Source organism: Flavobacterium sp. Sd200, assembly GCF_009826935.1.
Lineage (GTDB): Bacteria > Bacteroidota > Bacteroidia > Flavobacteriales > Flavobacteriaceae > Flavobacterium.
Genome location: NZ_WUMN01000002.1, coordinates 527,946 through 545,775, shown reverse-complemented (window position 1 = coordinate 545,775; position 17,830 = coordinate 527,946). Strand labels below are relative to the sequence as shown.

General features: G+C 43.4%; 22 protein-coding genes. 6 read left to right on the top strand and 16 right to left on the bottom strand.

Annotation, left to right across the window (positions count from 1 at the left end; all coding sequences use genetic code 11):
* Window positions 1-189 precede the first annotated feature (189 nt).
* The 14 genes from GR160_RS08570 to GR160_RS08505 form a co-directional block, all read right to left on the bottom strand.
* The gene (locus GR160_RS08570; protein ID WP_160749445.1) at window positions 190-1,335 is read right to left on the bottom strand and encodes a hypothetical protein; all 1,146 of its coding nucleotides are present in this window, start codon (window positions 1,333-1,335) and stop codon (window positions 190-192) included.
* On the bottom strand, window positions 1,332-1,793 hold the full coding sequence (locus GR160_RS08565; protein ID WP_160749444.1) for a hypothetical protein: 462 nt from the start codon (window positions 1,791-1,793) through the stop codon (window positions 1,332-1,334). The genes GR160_RS08570 and GR160_RS08565 overlap by 4 nt, the downstream gene beginning before the upstream one ends.
* The gene (locus tag GR160_RS08560; protein WP_160749443.1) at window positions 1,786-2,235 is read right to left on the bottom strand and encodes a hypothetical protein; all 450 of its coding nucleotides are present in this window, start codon (window positions 2,233-2,235) and stop codon (window positions 1,786-1,788) included. Before GR160_RS08560 ends, GR160_RS08565 begins: the two co-directional genes overlap by 8 nt.
* 524 nt (window positions 2,236-2,759) lie before the next feature.
* The gene (locus GR160_RS08555; RefSeq protein WP_160749442.1) at window positions 2,760-3,302 is read right to left on the bottom strand and encodes a hypothetical protein; all 543 of its coding nucleotides are present in this window, start codon (window positions 3,300-3,302) and stop codon (window positions 2,760-2,762) included.
* Between the two features lie 197 nt (window positions 3,303-3,499).
* On the bottom strand, window positions 3,500-4,825 hold the full coding sequence (locus tag GR160_RS08550; protein ID WP_160749441.1) for a phage terminase large subunit: 1,326 nt from the start codon (window positions 4,823-4,825) through the stop codon (window positions 3,500-3,502).
* Entirely contained in the window at window positions 4,809-5,330 is a 522-nt protein-coding gene (locus tag GR160_RS08545) for a hypothetical protein (RefSeq protein ID WP_160749440.1), read from the bottom strand. The genes GR160_RS08550 and GR160_RS08545 overlap by 17 nt, the downstream gene beginning before the upstream one ends.
* 55 nt (window positions 5,331-5,385) lie before the next feature.
* A complete protein-coding gene (locus GR160_RS08540) occupies window positions 5,386-5,826 on the bottom strand; it encodes a hypothetical protein (RefSeq protein ID WP_160749439.1) in 441 nt (146 codons plus the stop codon).
* Entirely contained in the window at window positions 5,816-6,223 is a 408-nt protein-coding gene (locus tag GR160_RS08535; RefSeq protein ID WP_160749438.1) for a helix-turn-helix transcriptional regulator, read from the bottom strand. Before GR160_RS08535 ends, GR160_RS08540 begins: the two co-directional genes overlap by 11 nt.
* A 12-nt stretch (window positions 6,224-6,235) precedes the next feature.
* A complete protein-coding gene (locus GR160_RS08530; protein WP_160749437.1) occupies window positions 6,236-6,757 on the bottom strand; it encodes a hypothetical protein in 522 nt (173 codons plus the stop codon).
* A 226-nt stretch (window positions 6,758-6,983) separates the two neighbouring features.
* Complete coding sequence (locus GR160_RS08525; RefSeq protein ID WP_237421193.1) at window positions 6,984-7,430, bottom strand: hypothetical protein; 447 nt, start codon at window positions 7,428-7,430, stop codon at window positions 6,984-6,986.
* Window positions 7,431-7,461: 31 nt separating this feature from the next.
* A complete protein-coding gene (locus tag GR160_RS08520) occupies window positions 7,462-8,271 on the bottom strand; it encodes a hypothetical protein (protein ID WP_160749436.1) in 810 nt (269 codons plus the stop codon).
* The gene (locus GR160_RS08515) at window positions 8,271-8,519 is read right to left on the bottom strand and encodes a hypothetical protein (protein WP_160749435.1); all 249 of its coding nucleotides are present in this window, start codon (window positions 8,517-8,519) and stop codon (window positions 8,271-8,273) included. The genes GR160_RS08520 and GR160_RS08515 overlap by 1 nt, the downstream gene beginning before the upstream one ends.
* A 521-nt stretch (window positions 8,520-9,040) precedes the next feature.
* Window positions 9,041-9,286 (bottom strand): hypothetical protein, encoded by a 246-nt coding sequence (locus tag GR160_RS08510; RefSeq protein ID WP_160749434.1) that lies wholly within the window; start codon window positions 9,284-9,286, stop codon window positions 9,041-9,043.
* 320 nt (window positions 9,287-9,606) lie between these two features.
* A complete protein-coding gene (locus GR160_RS08505) occupies window positions 9,607-9,978 on the bottom strand; it encodes a hypothetical protein (RefSeq protein ID WP_160749433.1) in 372 nt (123 codons plus the stop codon).
* 125 nt (window positions 9,979-10,103) lie between these two features.
* On the opposite strand from GR160_RS08505, the gene GR160_RS08500 reads away from it, so the two are divergent.
* The 4 genes from GR160_RS08500 to GR160_RS08485 all read left to right on the top strand — a co-directional run bounded on the left by GR160_RS08500 (window position 10,104) and on the right by GR160_RS08485 (window position 15,108).
* The gene (locus tag GR160_RS08500; RefSeq protein ID WP_160749432.1) at window positions 10,104-10,835 is read left to right on the top strand and encodes a helix-turn-helix domain-containing protein; all 732 of its coding nucleotides are present in this window, start codon (window positions 10,104-10,106) and stop codon (window positions 10,833-10,835) included.
* 357 nt (window positions 10,836-11,192) lie between these two features.
* Window positions 11,193-11,639 carry a hypothetical protein gene (locus GR160_RS08495; protein WP_160749431.1) on the top strand — a complete coding sequence of 149 codons (447 nt, stop codon included), beginning with the start codon at window positions 11,193-11,195 and terminating at the stop codon, window positions 11,637-11,639.
* Between the two features lie 220 nt (window positions 11,640-11,859).
* Window positions 11,860-13,131 (top strand): serine--tRNA ligase, encoded by a 1,272-nt coding sequence (gene serS / locus GR160_RS08490; protein ID WP_160749430.1) that lies wholly within the window; start codon window positions 11,860-11,862, stop codon window positions 13,129-13,131.
* 195 nt (window positions 13,132-13,326) lie between these two features.
* Window positions 13,327-15,108: a tetratricopeptide repeat protein gene (locus GR160_RS08485; RefSeq protein WP_160749429.1), complete on the top strand. Its 1,782-nt coding sequence runs from the start codon at window positions 13,327-13,329 to the stop codon at window positions 15,106-15,108.
* A 185-nt stretch (window positions 15,109-15,293) separates the two neighbouring features.
* Here GR160_RS08485 and GR160_RS08480 read toward each other — a convergent pair whose 3' ends face one another.
* Window positions 15,294-16,181, bottom strand: coding sequence for a DMT family transporter (locus tag GR160_RS08480; protein ID WP_160749428.1), 888 nt, complete (start codon window positions 16,179-16,181; stop codon window positions 15,294-15,296).
* A gap of 154 nt (window positions 16,182-16,335) precedes the next feature.
* On the opposite strand from GR160_RS08480, the gene GR160_RS08475 reads away from it, so the two are divergent.
* Together GR160_RS08475 and GR160_RS08470 are read left to right on the top strand one after the other, a co-directional pair.
* Window positions 16,336-16,797, top strand: a complete 462-nt coding sequence (locus tag GR160_RS08475) for an Lrp/AsnC family transcriptional regulator (protein ID WP_160749427.1) — start codon at window positions 16,336-16,338, stop codon at window positions 16,795-16,797.
* Window positions 16,798-16,845: 48 nt separating this feature from the next.
* Window positions 16,846-17,484, top strand: coding sequence for a polysaccharide deacetylase family protein (locus GR160_RS08470; RefSeq protein WP_160749426.1), 639 nt, complete (start codon window positions 16,846-16,848; stop codon window positions 17,482-17,484).
* Here GR160_RS08470 and GR160_RS08465 read toward each other — a convergent pair.
* Entirely contained in the window at window positions 17,481-17,777 is a 297-nt protein-coding gene (locus tag GR160_RS08465; protein WP_160749425.1) for a co-chaperone YbbN, read from the bottom strand. The genes GR160_RS08470 and GR160_RS08465 overlap by 4 nt on opposite strands.
* Between the last annotated feature and the right edge of the window lie 53 nt (window positions 17,778-17,830).

Sequence of the window (17,830 nt, the reverse complement as noted above, 5' to 3'; positions counted from 1 at the left end):
CAAAGGAGAGGGGAACTCATGCCGAAGAGGGTTGATGGTTTTCGGTTGTTAGTTGATTGAAGCTACACTCATGCCGGAAAGGTAGATTTTAAATGCCCGGACCTGTTAAGCACGAGTGTAGCTGCTCCCCCTCTCCTTTGGAGAGGGGGCTGGGGGGTGAGGACTGTTAGTCATAAACTTTACGACTAATTAAAGTGTTTGTGTAAACCTTCCCGGCAGCTCAATATCGAGTGTAAAGTTAGTGAGCGGCTGGCGTGGGTTTTTGAGGCGTGCCTGTGTGGTTTTAAGCGATACCTCTATCCAGCTCCTGTAATCGCTTTGCGAAAAAGGTTTGCCCGTAAACAGGTAAATTTTTGGCGAATCAAAAAGCTCTTCTACAATGCGGCGTTCGTCTTCGTTAAGCAGTTCGGCAACAATTTTGAGCGTGTCCTGGCTCTCTTTGCCAATTTGTATGGTTCGGCTAAAACTGTCATCGAGATTGTAAAAATCGCGGTCGAGCTCACCAAGCTGTTTCGTACTGCGGTCTATGCTGTAAGTGTCTTCAAAAAGCCAATAGCTGTAGCCACCCAGGCTGTTGAGCCACTTTAGGTAAACGCCCTGTTTATAAGGCACTTTTTCAAGTAGTAAAAACTTATCGGTATCCTGATCAGTCTCCTGCTGTTTTATTCTGATCGTGTTAAACCCCTGTACTAAGGGCAAAACATCTTCGAGCGTAATATCATCGTCGCCATCGCTAAGCACCAACCTGAAGGCCTTTGCCGGAACGTCGAATTGTGCACCCAGCAGGTTGGTGGTATTGGTAAGCCTGAATACAGTATCGGGAGAATATACCGAAAGGTCGAACGGGTAGCCCTGCCAGTATTTTAAATAATAGCTATTAGCGGTATCTTTTTTAAACGGAAAAAGGATGTGGTTTTCAAATCGGTCTAAATGGACATTGTTGCCGTATTGCTGTACACCTGCCAGCCATATTGGAGATAGCAACGTAATAACGTCAGTACTCAGATCGGTAAAATATATGGCAAAAGAGACAAGGCTCTCCAGCAGGGCTCCGTCAGTACAGTCATATACAAAGCTGTTAGGATTGGTTCTGTCCAATGCAGTTTGCAACGTGTCTTCAAAATTTTTGGTATTTATCAATGCCGATATATAGGGCTTAAAATTAAAGTAAAAAGACCCGTTGGGTGCAGGATAGAGCGTAGTGCTAAACCCTGTTGCACCCACCGTGGCATGCGATACCTGCAACGTACTGTCGCTGTAAAACCGAACAACGCTATTGTTATAGGCCATGTGCAGTTTATCTTCGGATAGTGGTGTGCTAAAAATTATGCTCATAGTGCAGCTTGTTTTATATGGTTAATAATCTGATCGGTAAAATCGATAAGGTAGCTTTCGCCCACTTTATCCAGTATTTGCTGAATGCGTTGTGGGGTAACCACCTGCTCTATAATGTCTTCAGTGCCTTGTTTAGGTCTCCATCCCAGTTTCGCAATTTTTCGGGCAATTAAGAAAGCAAGGCTACTCAGGGTTATGTTCTTTTCGAGCCGTACGGCAATTCCTTTTTTAACGATCCATTCTTCAATAGCCTCGCTGGGTGGCGGCTTGCCCGGATCGCGACCGTTTATATAATCGGCTGCTGTAAGGCGATGTCCGTTTAGGGTGGGTTCGGCTTTAACGCTGTTGGCCCAGTCACCGCTGCTTTCCATATCGCTGGTCTCATAGGCGGCTATGATTTCCTGTTTGAGCAGTTCAAACTCGTCGGCCAGAAGCAGCCTGTGCGTAAGGCTATTCATAAGTTGCCGGTATGCGAATTTTGTAGCTGCACAGCAGGCCGTCCATATTTGCATCGAGCGCATCGGTAACGTCTATGTTGTCCCACTGTGCTACCTCTGCGCCAGTGCAGGCAAGGGCATTGCCCAGTTCTTCAAAAACCGAGAGTAGCGGGGCAATATTTGTGGTATATTTAGAGGTTTCGGGAGTGTTGCGCTCGGCAAAATAAGGCAGATCGTAATCGGCATGTTTTACCAAAAAGAATTTCCCTTCATAATTGGCAGCCGTAATTTTAGTGCCGCTGCTGTTGTACTCGCTCTTGCGGTTGGTAAACTCGTGCAGCAGGAAAATTTTATCGGTCTCAAGCGTGCCGTCCAGTAGGTTGAGCGCGGCTTTTTTACCGTAGTAGTAATGCAGGTTTTTGTCCTGCGCAAGGTTGCGGAGGATGTGTACTATGTCTGTCATTTTTTGGTATTGGGGATTTGGTAATTTGGTAATTGATGGAGGCTTAATTGAACGCGGATGCCACGGATTTGAGCGGATTAACGCGGATTTCTTCACGCACTGTCTTTGCGAGCGGAGGCACGGAGCGCGGCAATCTATTTTAAGAGCTATTATCGCGGGGCAAGAAGCGATCTTGTCTTTAGCTAATCCTTATGTCGGATTAGGTAACCTTTAAGCGCGAGAAGGTATGCAGTTCCAATTTGAGCGCAGCGCAGCGCAGTCGAAAAATCTCAAAAAAATCTTGTTGTAATGTATTCGAAATGAATAACCTGTAAAAGATCGCTTCGTGCCTTGCATTGAAGGTGCGTGAAGAAAGTAAATCGAAATTTAATGCTTTAAAATCTTTGTGTGTCTTTGAGCCTTCTTTGCGAAACTTTGCGTTACAGCATGAATAAGATTACATCTTGCCTTCGCAAAGGTGCGCGAAGAAACAATAACGCAATTAGTGTCAGACGTTGCAATGCAACGTCTCTACCCAACACTCATCAACCATTCCTGCCCAGCTTTGCATACTCCGCCTCCACCTCATTTTGCGTTTTAGTCTGCACCAGCAGGTTAAAAATTTCGCTGTAGGGCTTGCGGCCAAGGTCAAAAGGGTATTGCCCAAAGAGCCTGCCCAACTGAAGCAGGGGTAGGGTGTCACTGTAATTTTTCAGTCTGTCGGCACCGGCCATTTCCCACAGGTGACTGTTAGTGTTTTGCGTGGCAAGCAGTTTGTTTTCGGTGGCAATAATGCGTTCAAACTCGGCAATCATAAACCTGCGGGCGGCAAAATATTCTACCACCCGCGCTTTCCAAAAGTCTTTTTCGGTTATGCCATAGCAAATAACAAACAGCTGCTGTATGCCCTGCCAGCTGTTAACCTTTTGCAGCTGGCGTATGCAGTATTTTACATTGGCATAAGGCATTTGACTTACGTTCATTTGCCGATTGGCAAAGCTGTTTTTAGGGTTAAGGTGCATAAGCATGCTGTCGTAAATAAAGGTATCCTTAAGGGCAGTGTATTGTTTTAGAGTGATGTTTTTCATTAGTGATGATTTGGTTATGTGGTAATTCGGTTATTTGATGGAACGCGAATGACCACAGATTTCTTTAGTGCATTAAGAAAATAGCATAAGATTAAAAGCAGGAGTGAAGCTGCTCCCCTCTCCTTTGGAGAGTCCCGATAGCTATCGGGAGGGGGTGAGACCTAAATCCGTGTCTCCTCCCTGTCTATGTGAAATAACTACCCCACCCTAACGCGGGCATTATAACTCTTTCGCAGTGCAAACCAGTAACGCATCATGATACTGTCCCACTCGTCGGGGCTGCGGCCTATCAGTTCTTTAATTCGGTCTTTGGCAATAATGCCCTGCCTGCCGTCTTTATCAATATCTTTAAGTTTTACCTGTTCCATTTCTTCGACTGTAGTTTGCATAATGGCATCATTATCGCACAGTTCGCCGGCAAACCGGTTGCTTATCATTTCGGCCATTTTTATGGAGCATTGGCTCTTCAGGTTCTCATAATTAGGCTTTATATACACATTGCCCTCCTGCATTTCGAGCGGTGCCGAGTTGTTTACAAACCCCTTGCATTTTAAAAAATCGACCACGCCGCCACCCACACCGTCTTCGTCGGCCACAATGTTGCTCAGGGCAATGCCGTGGCGCGTTTGCAGTACTTTGGCACGGCCTACAACCTCGTCCAGTCCGCCACGGGCAATACTCTCGCGGGCTATGCACACCCAGCCATGCCAGATGCGGAAAACCGTTTTATCGCGACCCTTGCGGGCAACGTCTATGGTCATGTACTTAATGCCTTCGGGTTTAAGGTGGGCGGGGTTGAAATAGTCGGCAATGCTGTCGTTATCCATCAATGTGGCGGGGTCGTCGTCATACTCCCAGTTGCCATAATACAGGCGTTCGCGACTATTTTTGTCGAGCCGCAGGAGCGATTGCAGGTAGCTGGGGTGCAGGTGTGGGTTATCGGTAGGCAGGCTCTGAATAAACCGCCTGTACAGTGGCAGTTTGCCATCGCGCTGCGGTTTGTAAAACTCTTTGTATGCCCAGTTTTTGGCAGGGTTGCACGAGCCGAGCATTTTAGGGATAAGCCCGTATTGGGTAAGCTTGTAACGAATGCGGCTCTTTACAATTTGCCAGGCGTGATAGGCCACCTGGTTGCATTCGTCTATAAAAGCACCGCTGATTTCGAGCGAACCGAGGCTGTCAAAATTAGGGTCGCTCGGGTAAGAGAATAGGTCTTTAAGCAGTATCTGGCTGCCGTTTTTAAACTGTATTACATGCTCTACAGCCCTGTATGCAAACTGGTTGCCAAGGCCCAGCAGCGTGGCCTGTTCAAAAAAAGTGTTCAGGGTGGTTTCTTTAAGCGTTTTGAGTTTGCTCCTGCCCATAAGCCAGCGCGTGCCGGGATATTTCTGGCACATTTCTATAAGCCAGAGGCAGCCCAGTGCGCTTTTGCCGCCGCCTGCCGCACCGCCATACAGCACCTCTTCGGTAAGGGTGTCTTTAAGGTAAAACACGGCGTGCTCCTGTTTAACCAGCAGTTTCATCACCCACAGGGTTTTGGCCGGAGCCCAAATTCAGGGTAATGCTGCCCGGTGCGGCATCGTCTGTATCGTCATACTTTTCGTTCCACTGGGCAGGGTTTCGGTTACGCAGCCAGAACTGCTGGCTCCTGAAGTCGGCCGGAATATGTTTCTCGACTTCTACAATTTCTATGCGTTCTTTTTCAACGCGTTTTCCGTTTTCGTCATAATAAATTTCCTTGCACTTTATGGCCTGTTTTACCGTTACAATGCGGTCTATAGTAGCACTGTAGAGCGATACTGCCACTTCTATATCGGCTGCTTTTTTGCCGCGCTGCAAAGCCTCGGCAAACTCCGGGTGATTTTTTTTCCACTTGTTCAGCGTGGTAATGCTTATGCTGAAGTAAGACGCCACATCGGCATCGGTAGCACCCAGCAGGCACAGTTTTGTGGCCTGGGCAGGGTAAGCATCGCTATAGGTTTTTCGTGCGGTTTTATGTATGGCCGAAGCGGGTAGGGCTTCGTTCATGAGGTGGTGGTTAGGGAAATATTTTGGGTGAAGAAAAAGCCCCGGTTATGAGGCTTTATAGTAAATCATTAGGATTAATAACCGGCAGTATAAAATTACTTAATGCCGTGCCCTGAAAGCGGGTAAGCAGTATGCCTCTTGATGTAGAGTAAGTTATAGATGCAATAGCATTTGCCAAAGCAGGATGCATTATTATAGTTTCTCCATTCTCCAAAGATGTTAACTCTTCTATATTTTCAATCTTATAAACAAATGTAAAGCTAAAAATACCAGCGGCTTCTTCGGCTACTTGTTCTGTGCTTTTAGTTTCTACGGTTACAGTAAAGTCGGCTCTTATCAATTGTTCACCAAGATTAAAAGAAAGGTCTAAATCTAACTTATAATTATGCCCTTCTACATTTACTGTGTCAAACTCAAAAGGGCTGTTTATTTGCCCTTTCGTAATTTTGAATGTAATGATATGTATTTTTTCGGGTTGTAATAAATTAGCTGACATTGGCTAATGGAGTTTTTGTATTAGGCTTGGATTTTTTCCATACCGTTTTAAATTCGGCATCGTTAGTTATAGCGGCAGTGTTTTTATATACTGTTACATATCCTGCTGTTCCATCTGCAGCGGTAATGGATTTTCTATGCGGAACATTTATAATGGGCTCACCTAGTTCTACCTGTAGTTTAGCCAGTGAGCGCAGTGTAAAGTTATGTTCGCCAGTAAGCCATTTATTTATTTCAGATGGCCTTTTTTCTAATTTATCAGCCAGTTCTTTCTGGTTTAAATGGTTTTCTTTTAATAACTCATGTATGCGCACAACTATGTCGGCATACATCCTTGCAAACACTTTTGTTTCTTCGGGTGTTTCTGCCAAAATTCTTTGGGCTACTTTACTTCTCATAATGTTTTATATTTAGAGGATGATATCAGTGCTACCATCATAACTTTTAAGTATTCTGTTTTTATTATCTGCAATAATTGAGCCATCGCGAAGTGCATTTTCTATCCGTTTTGCAAATTCGCAAGCAGCCCGCCACTCCATGTACAGTGAACTTGTTTGATTTGTAGGGCCATCTTTTACACCTCCGTTAAAAAGCACAACAATACCTGTAGAAATTTTTAGCGCATATATCCGCAAAGGAAAATCAGGGTAATGATATGTGATTTCTTTAATTGTAGCTTTACCCTGAACCGGGAGTCCTTTTACTTCATTTTCGTCTCGGTTAAATAAAGCGTCAATAGCTCCATGGTCTCCTCCAATTGCATGTATAATAAATGCCAAAAGTTCCTCGGCAGACTCTCTGTAAGCGTCTACAGCATGATATTTTTCAAAAAATCTATCGGTTTCATTAATGTCGCTATCATCATGCCTAACAGTGTAAAATGTACATGCAGCACCTTCATCGTCCCAAATTTCTAAAGCAAATATATTCACAATATTATTAGTTTACAAACAAAAATACACTTAAAAGTGTATTTTATGTCTGTTTTATGTCTGTTTTATGTCTGTTTTATGATTTATGTAAACGTCTAACCAAATATAATAATTAATGCATCTGCATAATAACTTGTTAATAATTATATTTTAACTGATTTTTCCACTATGTCAAAGAACGCACCAAGTCTTAAAGGCAGATAACCAAACTCACAAATAACCAAGATTAACGATACCCTTTACTCCCCCTTTGGGGGATTGGGGGCTTCCACAGCCTCTTCAAATTCCTGCTGTAGTTAAACGTATCCACACTTGCAAAATTGGCATGGGCGCGTTCGCTTTCCAGTTCGGCAAGGTTGCAGCGTTCGTCAAAGTATTGGCGGAAGAACGTAAGCACCTTCTGAATAGTCAGGCTCTCGTAAAACTCGCCGAACTGTCCGCTGATTATTTTACGGAAAAGAAAGGTCAGGTCGCTCATTTTTAGCGAGCCATAGGTGTCAATAACCTCTATGGCGCACAGCTCTATCTGGTCTTCGGTCATGGGTTTATTAAGGTTCAAAATGTCGTTTAAATACACCAGCCACCCCATGGTTAACCCCACCGAAAACTCCTTACCTTTCTCGCGGCTAATGGCGGCAAGGGTAGGGGCAGGGGCGTTCATAGCTACGCTCATGTTTGTAAGTTTGCGGGCGTGGCGCATGCAGTTATCCGGACTGTAAACGCTGAGCAATTTTTCGTTTGAAATCGTCGCTATAGCGCACTTTGCCCTTTGTGGCAGTTGGTTTTGCTCCATCGTTCTTCAGTTCAAAAAAACCTTTCCAGCCCTTGCCCATGCTTTGGTGCAGTATGGCTATGGCGGTAGCCTGTGTAAATTTAGAGAGGTTGCCCAGCTCTGCCAGTGCCGCCTGCTCGCCCTGAATGCTGCGGTAGGTAAAGTGATGCTCTGTAGCACGGTACTCTTTCCACGCCCGCCACTGGGTGGCAAATTCGGGAGTGTCGAAAGGCATGACTAAAACCTCACCCCCGGCCCCTCTCCCAAGTAGAGGGGAGCCAGCTACACTTTGCGGTTCAGCAAACCGCACTGCATCCGGTTTTTCTCCCGTACCCTCTTTTCCTCTTTCAAATTCAATTACATTTTCATTTACATCTTCAATTTCATTTTCCATATGTAGTTCATATGATGTAGATGTATTGCCGGTGTTCAGCGTATCTTTTTTAGGTTTAGAACTTCGGTTTTTACGGCGCGATTCGCTGTAAGCCTTACGTTTATTAAAACTTTCGGCCACCCATGCAATCTGGTAACCATCGGGAGTTTTGGTTAAAACCGATTTTAACTGGGCGATTTCGTCATCAGATAAATTTTTTGTGAAGAATTTTAGCTGCGCCTCTGCAATACAGGTGTTGCGCATATGTTCGCACATAATGCGGTCATAAGCCACCTGTACCGCCTCGCCCAGGCACTGTGTATCGCGAAGGTAATCGCCGGGGTAGAACAAAAAAGCAGGGTCTTTCATTACACCCTTGCAATGTGGTCTATAATCACATTGTTGTATGTGCCTTTAGACCCCGAAATATGAAATTCAAGCTCGGCCACATCGCCCGGAAGCAGGTCGCTCAGCAACTCAATCTTGGTCCCTAATGCCGAGGGGTAGAACATTCTGCCCGTTTCCTGCTCAAAATGCAGCTGCTGTACTGCAGTGCCAAGTTTGGTGGTTTTTACATCGCCCACAGCAGTTATAATGCCTTTTATTTTGTAGTTCATTTTCTTTTTAGTTTTTAAAGTTAAATGTTGAAAGTTTTAAAGTTGTTGGTTTTTAGTTGATAGTTGTCGGAAGTCCGATGTCTGCTGCCGAAGCCCTTTTCCGGTATGAGTGTAGCTGCTCCCCTCTCCTTTGGAGAGGGGCTGGGGGTGAGGTCTTTCGGTTGTCGGAAGTCCGATGTTGGATGTCAGAAGCTGTTCATCCGCCCGAGTGAAGCTACTCTCTTCCCTTCAGGGACTATCGTGTGGACACATCTTTTTTGTCCCCACCCCAACCCTCCCCGAAGGGGATGGAGGAGCTTCACTCATACGTGTTGATAACGATTCAGCAATAATATGACGGTGTTTTTTGCCGTACTGTACCCGTCCGTTGGCTCCCCTCTCCTTCGGAGAGGGGTTGGGGGAGAGGACTTTTGGCAGAATTAATCAACTTAATATTTGTGTCCACACGATAGCCTTGGAGAGGGGCGGGGGGTGAGGATTTTTAGTGACGATTGAAGCTCCCAACAACCGCCAACCAAATACTAATTAACCGATTGCACCACTAAATTGTTATACTGTATGCCGCTGTTCTTGCTCACTTTACCTTCCAGGGTAACGGTAACCTGTATCTCGTCATTTTCTTTGTAGCGGTCAAGGTCTTCCATGCGGCGACCGCGAAACTCTACAAATGCCCTCTGCCTGCCATCGGGCGCAAGGGTTACTACTTTTTTTTCATGTCCGGCTGTGTTGCGGTACTCAATGTGCTCGATTGTTCCTGTGATTGTCATTTTCGTTTAGATTTAATGATTTATAAATTGAAAGATTGAAAGATTGAAAGATTGAAAGATTGAAAGATTGAAAGATTGAAAGATTGAAAGATTTTGGTTGATAGTTGATGGTTGTCGGATGTCCGAAGTCCAATGTCCTCCCGAATGAAGCTGCTCCCCTCTCCTTTGCTTCGCCAGTTCGGCTTTCAGCCTCGGGTGGAGAGGGGCTGTGGTTGAGGCCTTTTGGTTGTCGGATGTCCGAAGTCCAATGTACGCCCGAGTGAAGCTGCTCCCCTCTCCTTTGGAGAGTCCCGATAGCTATCGGGAGGGGGTGAGGCCCGTTACTCCGTAATCGTAAACCTCCTGTCTGCATTAAACAACATAATAGCTTTCATTTCCAGTTGCTTAAAGTGGTTGGTCAATTGGTTTTTAGTTGTTGGTTTTTGGTTGATGGTTTTTGGTTGTCGGATATCCGAAGTCCGATGTTCAATGCCCACCTGAGTGTAGCTGCTCCCCTCTCCTTTGGAGAGGGGCTGGGGGTGAGGCCTGTAAAGTTCCCTCAGCGTGCGGTTTATTACATACAAATTATAATGCACCTGAGTGGCATTTTCCACTTCAAAAACTGATCTTCCAGAAGCTAAGTAATGATTGTATGCACTTTTTATTGCATTGAGCATAGCTATTTCTTTGGTTAAAAGTTGTTTATTACGCATTTTATTGTACCTTTGTGAAGTATGATGCAAAATTAAGTGGAATATTCCACATTTCAAAATCATTTCAGGTTAATTTTTTCACTTTGCGTGAAAATTATTGCTGATAATTATGTAAATGTTTGATTATGGAGGCTTTAGAAATAAAACAAAGGCGAGAAGAGTTGGGGCTCACACAAAAGGAGTTGGGCGACCTTATTGGGGCAAGTCGTGAAACAATTATTAATTATGAAAAGGGCAGGCCTATACCGAGGAGCAAAAGTGAAATATTGCACAAGGTGTTAGAGCAGCGTGATATACATAATAAATCTGTTACCCACGAAGAGGTTAAAATTATAGACAATTTAGAGAATAAGAACGGCAATAGCTTCGTGCCGCTGCCTAACGGACAGTTTTATATGCTTATGCCTTTGGCTGAGTTTAATGTTCAGGCTGGTTTTTTGAGCAGCTACCAGGATGCTGATTTTTTGGGCGATTTGGGTCAGCATGGCATTCTTGTAGATAAAATGGTACATGGACGCTATGTGGCCTTTAGGGTAAACGGAGACAGTATGGACGATGGCAGCAGCAGTGCCATTACCCGTAACAGTATTGTAAGTACCCGCGAGCTTCAACGCCACCTGTGGAACGGCAAGCTGCGTTACCGCGATTTCCCGTACTGGGTTATTTATACCACCCAAAGCAAAATGCCCCTGCTTAAAGAAATTATAGAGCACAACACCGAAGAAGGTTACATTACCTGCCACAGCCTTAACGACAGCCCCGAGTTTACTGACTTCCGCCTGCACCTAAACGACGTTCAGGCACTCTTTTATGTTATAGATGTAAACAAAACCGTGAGCAGGAAGAGTTTTTATTAAACCAATTTTTGAACCTGTGCATTTTTTGCACAGGTTGGTTTTTGAACCAGGCAGAAATCACGCCTGGTTCAGTTTTTATGTATAAACTTTTTCACATACTGTTACTGCTAAGCACGGAGCAATTTGTTTTCTTCTAATGTTTATCATCTATTATCTGCCGTCTGTTATCTATCCTACTGTTAAAAATCACGTAATTTTTGTAGACCTTCTCTACACAATTGTAGAATTTTTCAGGTTTTTGAAAAACTTTAAAATTATTTAATGTTCTGAAAATCATAGGTTTGTTGTTTTTTTTTCTTTCGTGGTATGGTTATTTCACTATCCTTAAACAGATTAACTTAAATAAACATATATACCATGAAAAATTTATTTATTGGCGCTTTTATGCTGGCTTTTACAGCAGTAGCCACCGCACAAACAGATAATACAACACAAACAACAAACCCTGCAACACCGCAGCAAACAACCACAACAACTCCGGCAACTGCACAGCCCGATGCCACAATGCAGCAACCTGCCGCTACACCTGCACAACAGGCTACAGCGCAACCTGCAACAACAACTCCGGCACAACCGGCAACTGCTACAGCAGCAGTGTCTGAAGATTATAATAAAATATCTCAGTCGCAAATTGCACCTGCTGTGCTAAAAGAGGCTGTAGCTAAATATAAAGACTACTCTCTTGTACAGGCACTTGTTGCCGAAGACGGTAGTAACTACAAATTGGTATTGACCAAAGACGGTAAAGATGTTGCCGCATATTATAAAAAAACCGGAGAGTTTATTCGTGAAGAAGCCGCATAATTCCCGGTAGTTGCCATAATCTAAGTAGTAAAAAGAGAGACTTTTAAAAGTCTCTCTTTTTTGCGTTTATAAGTAAATGTTTTAAGGATGGCGTGTCAGTGTCGCAGAACATCAAATAATATGCATTTTTATAATGTGTTTGTCCTGCTTTTAATTAACGTTAAAATCTGTAAATTAAAACAAATCATTAAATTTGCTCACTTTATAAAATTTAACAACCATGTTACAAACAGCATTTATTAGGGAAAACAGAGAGAAAGTGATTGCAGCACTTGCAAAACGCAACATAGATGCCGCACCGCTGGTAGACGAAGTAATAGCACTCGACGAGAAAAGAAGACACACTCAGGCAGAGCTCGACTCCATACTTTCTGAATCCAACAAGCTGTCTAAAGACATTGGTGAGTTAATGAAGGCAGGCGAGAAAGCCAAAGCCGAACTTATTAAACAAAAAACAGTTCAGTTTAAAGATAAAAGCAAAGAGTTAGGGGAAACCCTTACAACCGTTAGCGAAGAGTTGTTACAGGCGTTGTACAAGCTGCCTAATACTCCTGCCGATATCGTGCCGGAAGGTAAAACTCCCGAAGACAACCTTGAGGTTTTTGCCGAAGGCGAAATCCCTGCACTGCACGAAGGCGCATTGCCACACTGGGACCTTGCTAAAAAGTATGATCTTATAGATTTTGAGCTTGGTGTAAAAATTACAGGCGCAGGTTTCCCGGTTTATAAAGGTAAAGGAGCCCGTTTACAACGTGCCCTTATTGCTTACTTTTTAGATAAAAATACCGCAGCGGGCTATAACGAATATCAGGTGCCGCATTTTGTAAACGAAGCATCGGCTTATGGAACAGGTCAGCTGCCTGATAAAGAAGGCCAGATGTATCATGATGCTGCCGATGATCTGTATCTTATTCCAACATCTGAAGTTCCGGTTACCAACCTTTTTCGCGATGTAATTATTGAAGAAAAAGATCTTCCTAAACTGTGTACAGCCTATACGCCATGTTTCCGTAGAGAGGCAGGATCTTATGGGGCACACGTGCGAGGCCTTAACCGCCTGCACCAGTTTGATAAAGTAGAGATAGTGCGTGTAGAACACCCGGACAAGTCCTATGAAGCCTTAGACAGCATGGTAGAACATGTAAAAACCCTTTTGCAGGAGCTTAAGCTTCCATACCGCATATTGCGCCTTTGTGGTGGCGATATGGGCTTTACATCGGCACTGACGTACGATTTTGAAGTGTTCTCAACCGCGCAGGATCGTTGGTTAGAAATAAGCTCGGTATCAAACTTTGAAACTTTCCAGTCTAACCGCCTTAAGCTGCGTTTTCGCGATAAAGACGGCAAGAACCACCTGGCACACACGCTAAACGGAAGCTCATTGGCTTTGCCACGCGTACTGGCAGGCCTTTTAGAGAATTACCAAACGCCGGAAGGTATTGTAATACCCGAAGTTTTGAGGCCGTATACAGGCTTTGATATAATAAATTAGTATATTTGATACTAATGGAACGCGGATGACGCGGATTTAGCAGATTAACGCGGATTTTATGTATCTATAATTCGTTATCAATATGCTAAATCGGTGTCATTTGCGTTTTAATTAAAATGCAATAAAAGGATATAATCAGCGAATATCCGCCCAATCCGCGTTATCCGCGTTCCATCAAATAGCATTGTTATTGGTATGAAAAAACTATTTACCTGCATATTCCTGTTTTTCTCGTTTGTCGCATTTGCGCAAAACGACCAGCTTGCCCATAACTATTTCGAAAAAGGCGAATTTGAAAAGGCGCTTTCTATATACCAGGATCTCGAAAAAGCCCAGCCCGGCAATATTTTCTATACCCAAAAAGTAGCAGCCTGTTACCAGCAGCTCAGCCAGTATGAAAAGGCCGGAAAATTGCTTCAGGAAAAATACGACCGCACCAGGCAGGCGCTTCTTTTAGTAGAGATAGGCTATAACTACCAACTGCGAAAAGACCAGGGCAAGGCAGACCGATATTACAAACAGGCCATAGATGCCGTTACCGAAAACCCTAATATTGTGTACATGGTGGCCAATACTTTCGAGGCTAAAGTATTGGTGCAGCAGGCTCTAAAAACCTATGAGGCCGCTACCGCTGTAAACAAAAGCATGAATTTTGACTATCAGATGGCGCTCTTGCAGGGACAGCTGGGCAACACCGACCTAATGATAGACAAACTGCTTAGCTATGCCTACAACAATCCGCAAAACCTTGTAATGGTGCAAAACCAGCTTTCGCGCTTTATGGGCGAAGAGGGTGGCGAAGCCTTTAACAGCACGTTGCGCAAGGCATTGCTGCTCAATACTCAAAAAACGCAGGATATTTTCTGGAACCAGTTTTTGAGCTGGTTTTTTGTACAGCAAAAAGATTATGCCAAGGCTTTTATACAGGAAAAGGCCATATTTAAGCGTCAGCCTGAACTGTTTTTAAACATTGTGAACCTTGCAAAAATGGCTGCCGACGATGGGGAAGAGGCAACTGCCCGCGAGATTTTTACGTATGTGTTGGCAAATACCAACGAGCCTGATATCCTGATGGATGCCAATTATTACCTGCTGGACATGGATATTGCCGTTGCCAAGCAAACCGACCTTGCAGGCATAACAGCCCGTATAAATGCACTGCTGGCACAGTATGGCGCAACGCCTTATTCGCTCGACCTACAAATTTTAAAGGCCGATTTTGAGGCTTTCCATCTTAACGATGCAAAGGCTGCAACTGCCACGCTTAATAAGGCTTTAGAGCTCCAGCTCAACAAATATCAGGTAGCTGAGGTTAAAATGAAGCTGAGCGATGTGTTGCTTAGCGAAAGCAAATTCAACCAGGCCATAATTTATTATGCACAGGTAGAAGAAGATCTTAAAAACGATGCTGTTGGGCACGAGGCAAGCCTTAAAATGGCTAAAGCCAGCTATTATAAAGGCGATTTTGAATGGGCACAAAAGCAGTTTAAGGTTTTAAAATCGAACGCATCACAGCTTATTGCCAACGATGCCCTTGAGATCTATCTGCTTATTTTAGATAATACCGCCGAAGACAGTACGCAAACTGCTCTTAAAAGGTTTGCCGCAGCCGATTTTAAGCTTTACCAAAACAAAAAAACGGAGGCTCTTGCCGGTTTTAAAGAGCTTTTGGCTACAGATAAAACCAAGGCCATACAGGACGTTAGCCTGCTTCGCATGGGCAAAATATATGAAAGCATGGCGCAGTATGACCTTGCCCTGCAAAACTACCAGCAAATTATAGACAACTATAAAGACGGCATTTATGTAGACGAAGCGTTGTTCTTCTCTGCCGAGATCTACAACAAAAAACTACAACAGCCCGAGAAAGCCAAGCCGCTGTATGAAAAAATGCTGTTTGAACATCAGGACAGTATTTATTTTATAGAATCGCGCAAGCAGTTCAGGCAGCTTAGGGGCGATGGAACAGCGAGTTGATTGGATGACCCGGAGTCTAGAGTCCAGCGGACTAATGAAATCTAAATAGCGGAACGATGCTCTCTGCTAATGCGTATTCTTTTATCAATAAACCTTAACCACCCCGGCTTTCAGCCACCCGTCCTATGGAGGGGAATATCTCGATTGCTTTTTTAGTAGATTTGATTATTTGGCAGAAAAACCAATTATTGAGCTATAACTTTTTTTGCCTGCTTCATCTTTTTTATGTTGAGCCATACAATTGCGCCAAGTATTAAAAACACCCCAAAGAGTTGCAGTGCAGAGATTTGTTCGTTCAGCAAAAAATGCGCAAACATTATGGCAACAGGCATTTCCATAGTTAAAAGTATCGAGCTGAGGCCTGCGCCAATTTTAGGCATTCCTTTAGTAAACATTACCGGAGGTATTACAGTCCCGAAAATGGCGAGGAACAAACCCCATCCCAGTAAGTTGAGATCGTAGGCAGACTGTGTAAGCGTTTTTATATTTATTAAAAATATTGCCATTGCCGATCCTGTCATCATCAGGGCACTTTTTTTAAACATAGGCACATCGTTACCAAGCCTGCTCGCGGCTATTATGTAAACCGAATACATTACTGACGACAATACCGCATAAACAACACCTTTTACAGAAATCCTGGCTTCGCCCATGTGCAGTAAATCTGCCGCAAACACAGTGCCTGTAAGAATAATAAGGGTAACATAGACTTCTATGGCAAGTGGCCTGCGTTTAAACAAAACCCATTCGGCAAAAATGCTTATCCATACCATTTGCATCAGCAAAACAATGGCAAGCGATGCAGGAATGTATTGTACCGAAAGGTAATAAGTATATGATGATGCCCCTACACCAATGCCAGCCAGCAGAAGTTTCTCAAATGGCTGTTTTGCTCCGTCAGATTGTTTTTTGCTTAGCAATGTTCCTACCCATAGTATGACTGCGCCTACAGATGCCTGCAAAAAGGTAATTTGCGCTGCATTATAACCTTGCCCATAAGCAATTTTTGCAAAAGAAGACAGCATGCCATAGCTAACCGCACCAAGCAACACCATAGCTATATATTTGTTCATTGTTCTGTATTTTAGAACAACAAATGTATTTAAATCAAAACAAGGTTCGGTTTTCGTTTAAAATATATGTATTTAAACCTTATAAGGGTATTGTTTTAAAGAATTTGTACGAAAACAAGCTTGGCTTTTAATAACTTTACGGAAAAAATAAAGCATGGCAAATCTTACCCCGCAGGAATTACAACTTTTAAGGATATTGCAAGCCAACTCTAAGTTTGAGATCAATACCCTGATGGATGCTCTCAATATGTCCAGAACATCGGTCTACGAGCGTATAAAAAAACTGGAGAGCGAAGGATATATTAAAAACTATGTGGCACTTGTAGACCGCCAAAAAGTAGGGTTAAACTTTACAGTAATAGTGTCGGTATCGCTAAATAGCCAGCAAATAGAATACGTGCAGGAATTTTCAAGGCATATTGCCCAGCTTGAAGAAGTGGTCGAAGCTTATGTTACGGGAGGCATTTTTGATTATATACTCAAAGTTGTAGTAAAAGACCCGGACTCGTTTAACGAGTTTGTTTCTAAAAAGTTATCGGTAGTTCCAAACATCAGTAAAGTGCAAAGCTCATTTGTAATGAGCTACATTAAAGAATCTACAGCATTGCATTTTTAATGCGAAGACGCATTCTGTCTCCTTAAAAATTATAAGTATTTTTGAGCTATGAAACTGTATTGGGTAAAAACACATCGGTTTATAAAAAGCCTTTTTAGCAGTTTTGTTTGGGATGGCCCAGCACAAAACAAAACCGTGTACCTTACTTTTGACGATGGCCCTGTGCCCGAAGCCACGCCTTGGGTGCTCAATGTGCTAAGGCAGCATAACATTAAAGCCACCTTTTTTTGTATAGGTCATAATATAGAAAAACATCCTGATACCTTTATGCAGGTAGTTGCCGATGGGCACATCATAGGCAATCATACATTTAACCACTTAAACGGCTGGCAAAACACCTTTAAAACCTATATTGAAAATTTTAAAAAGTGTGAGGCTGTTATTGAAGGTCGGCAAGTTGTAAATTCTAAACTGTTCAGGCCACCTTACGGAAAAATAAAAACGGCACAGGCAAAAGCAGTGCGCCAAATGGGCTATAAAATAATAATGTGGGATGTTCTTAGTGCCGATTTTGACCAAACCATTACACCGCAGCAATGCCTGCAAAATGTAATAAATAATGTTGCGCCCGGCAGCATTATAATATTTCACGACAGCATAAAAGCATCGGCTAACCTTCGGCACGCACTACCGGAAGCTATTAAGCATTTAAAAGAAAAAGGATATGAGTTTGGTGTGCTGTCCTAAATTTGTTCGTGCACAAGGCCTATAATGGTGTTGGCGTCAAGCTCTCCGCTTTGCCTCCATACCATTTGCCCGTCTTTATAAATCATAAGCGTTGGCAGGCCTTTAATCCTTAGGGCTTCGGCCAGTTCCTGATTTTTGTCCACATCAATTTTTATAACCTTGGCTTTGTCGCCCAGTGCGGCAGCCACATCTCTTATTACAGGATGCATAGATACCGACGGCTCATTCCACTCGGTATAAAAATCGATAAGTACCGGAACATTCGAGCTGATTAGTTCTCCGAATTTTGACATAAAATGGCAGTTTAACTAAATGTATTAAAACCTTTTATTATGAATAAACTACT

Bases quoted from the DNA above. Each gene is read 5' to 3' on its own strand.
- GR160_RS08570 (WP_160749445.1), bottom strand. From the start codon at position 1,335: ATGAGCATAATTTTTAGCACACCACTATCCGAAGATAAACTGCACATG.
- GR160_RS08565 (WP_160749444.1), bottom strand. From the start codon at position 1,793: ATGAATAGCCTTACGCACAGGCTGCTTCTGGCCGACGAGTTTGAACTG.
- GR160_RS08560 (WP_160749443.1), bottom strand. From the start codon at position 2,235: ATGACAGACATAGTACACATCCTCCGCAACCTTGCGCAGGACAAAAAC.
- GR160_RS08555 (WP_160749442.1), bottom strand. From the start codon at position 3,302: ATGAAAAACATCACTCTAAAACAATACACTGCCCTTAAGGATACCTTT.
- GR160_RS08550 (WP_160749441.1), bottom strand. From the start codon at position 4,825: ATGAAACTGCTGGTTAAACAGGAGCACGCCGTGTTTTACCTTAAAGAC.
- GR160_RS08545 (WP_160749440.1), bottom strand. From the start codon at position 5,330: ATGAACGAAGCCCTACCCGCTTCGGCCATACATAAAACCGCACGAAAA.
- GR160_RS08540 (WP_160749439.1), bottom strand. From the start codon at position 5,826: ATGTCAGCTAATTTATTACAACCCGAAAAAATACATATCATTACATTC.
- GR160_RS08535 (WP_160749438.1), bottom strand. From the start codon at position 6,223: ATGAGAAGTAAAGTAGCCCAAAGAATTTTGGCAGAAACACCCGAAGAA.
- GR160_RS08525 (WP_237421193.1), bottom strand. From the start codon at position 7,430: ATGAGCGTAGCTATGAACGCCCCTGCCCCTACCCTTGCCGCCATTAGC.
- GR160_RS08520 (WP_160749436.1), bottom strand. From the start codon at position 8,271: ATGAAAGACCCTGCTTTTTTGTTCTACCCCGGCGATTACCTTCGCGAT.
- GR160_RS08515 (WP_160749435.1), bottom strand. From the start codon at position 8,519: ATGAACTACAAAATAAAAGGCATTATAACTGCTGTGGGCGATGTAAAA.
- GR160_RS08510 (WP_160749434.1), bottom strand. From the start codon at position 9,286: ATGACAATCACAGGAACAATCGAGCACATTGAGTACCGCAACACAGCC.
- GR160_RS08505 (WP_160749433.1), bottom strand. From the start codon at position 9,978: ATGCGTAATAAACAACTTTTAACCAAAGAAATAGCTATGCTCAATGCA.
- GR160_RS08500 (WP_160749432.1), top strand. From the start codon at position 10,104: ATGGAGGCTTTAGAAATAAAACAAAGGCGAGAAGAGTTGGGGCTCACA.
- GR160_RS08495 (WP_160749431.1), top strand. From the start codon at position 11,193: ATGAAAAATTTATTTATTGGCGCTTTTATGCTGGCTTTTACAGCAGTA.
- serS (WP_160749430.1), top strand. From the start codon at position 11,860: ATGTTACAAACAGCATTTATTAGGGAAAACAGAGAGAAAGTGATTGCA.
- GR160_RS08485 (WP_160749429.1), top strand. From the start codon at position 13,327: ATGAAAAAACTATTTACCTGCATATTCCTGTTTTTCTCGTTTGTCGCA.
- GR160_RS08480 (WP_160749428.1), bottom strand. From the start codon at position 16,181: ATGAACAAATATATAGCTATGGTGTTGCTTGGTGCGGTTAGCTATGGC.
- GR160_RS08475 (WP_160749427.1), top strand. From the start codon at position 16,336: ATGGCAAATCTTACCCCGCAGGAATTACAACTTTTAAGGATATTGCAA.
- GR160_RS08470 (WP_160749426.1), top strand. From the start codon at position 16,846: ATGAAACTGTATTGGGTAAAAACACATCGGTTTATAAAAAGCCTTTTT.
- GR160_RS08465 (WP_160749425.1), bottom strand. From the start codon at position 17,777: ATGTCAAAATTCGGAGAACTAATCAGCTCGAATGTTCCGGTACTTATC.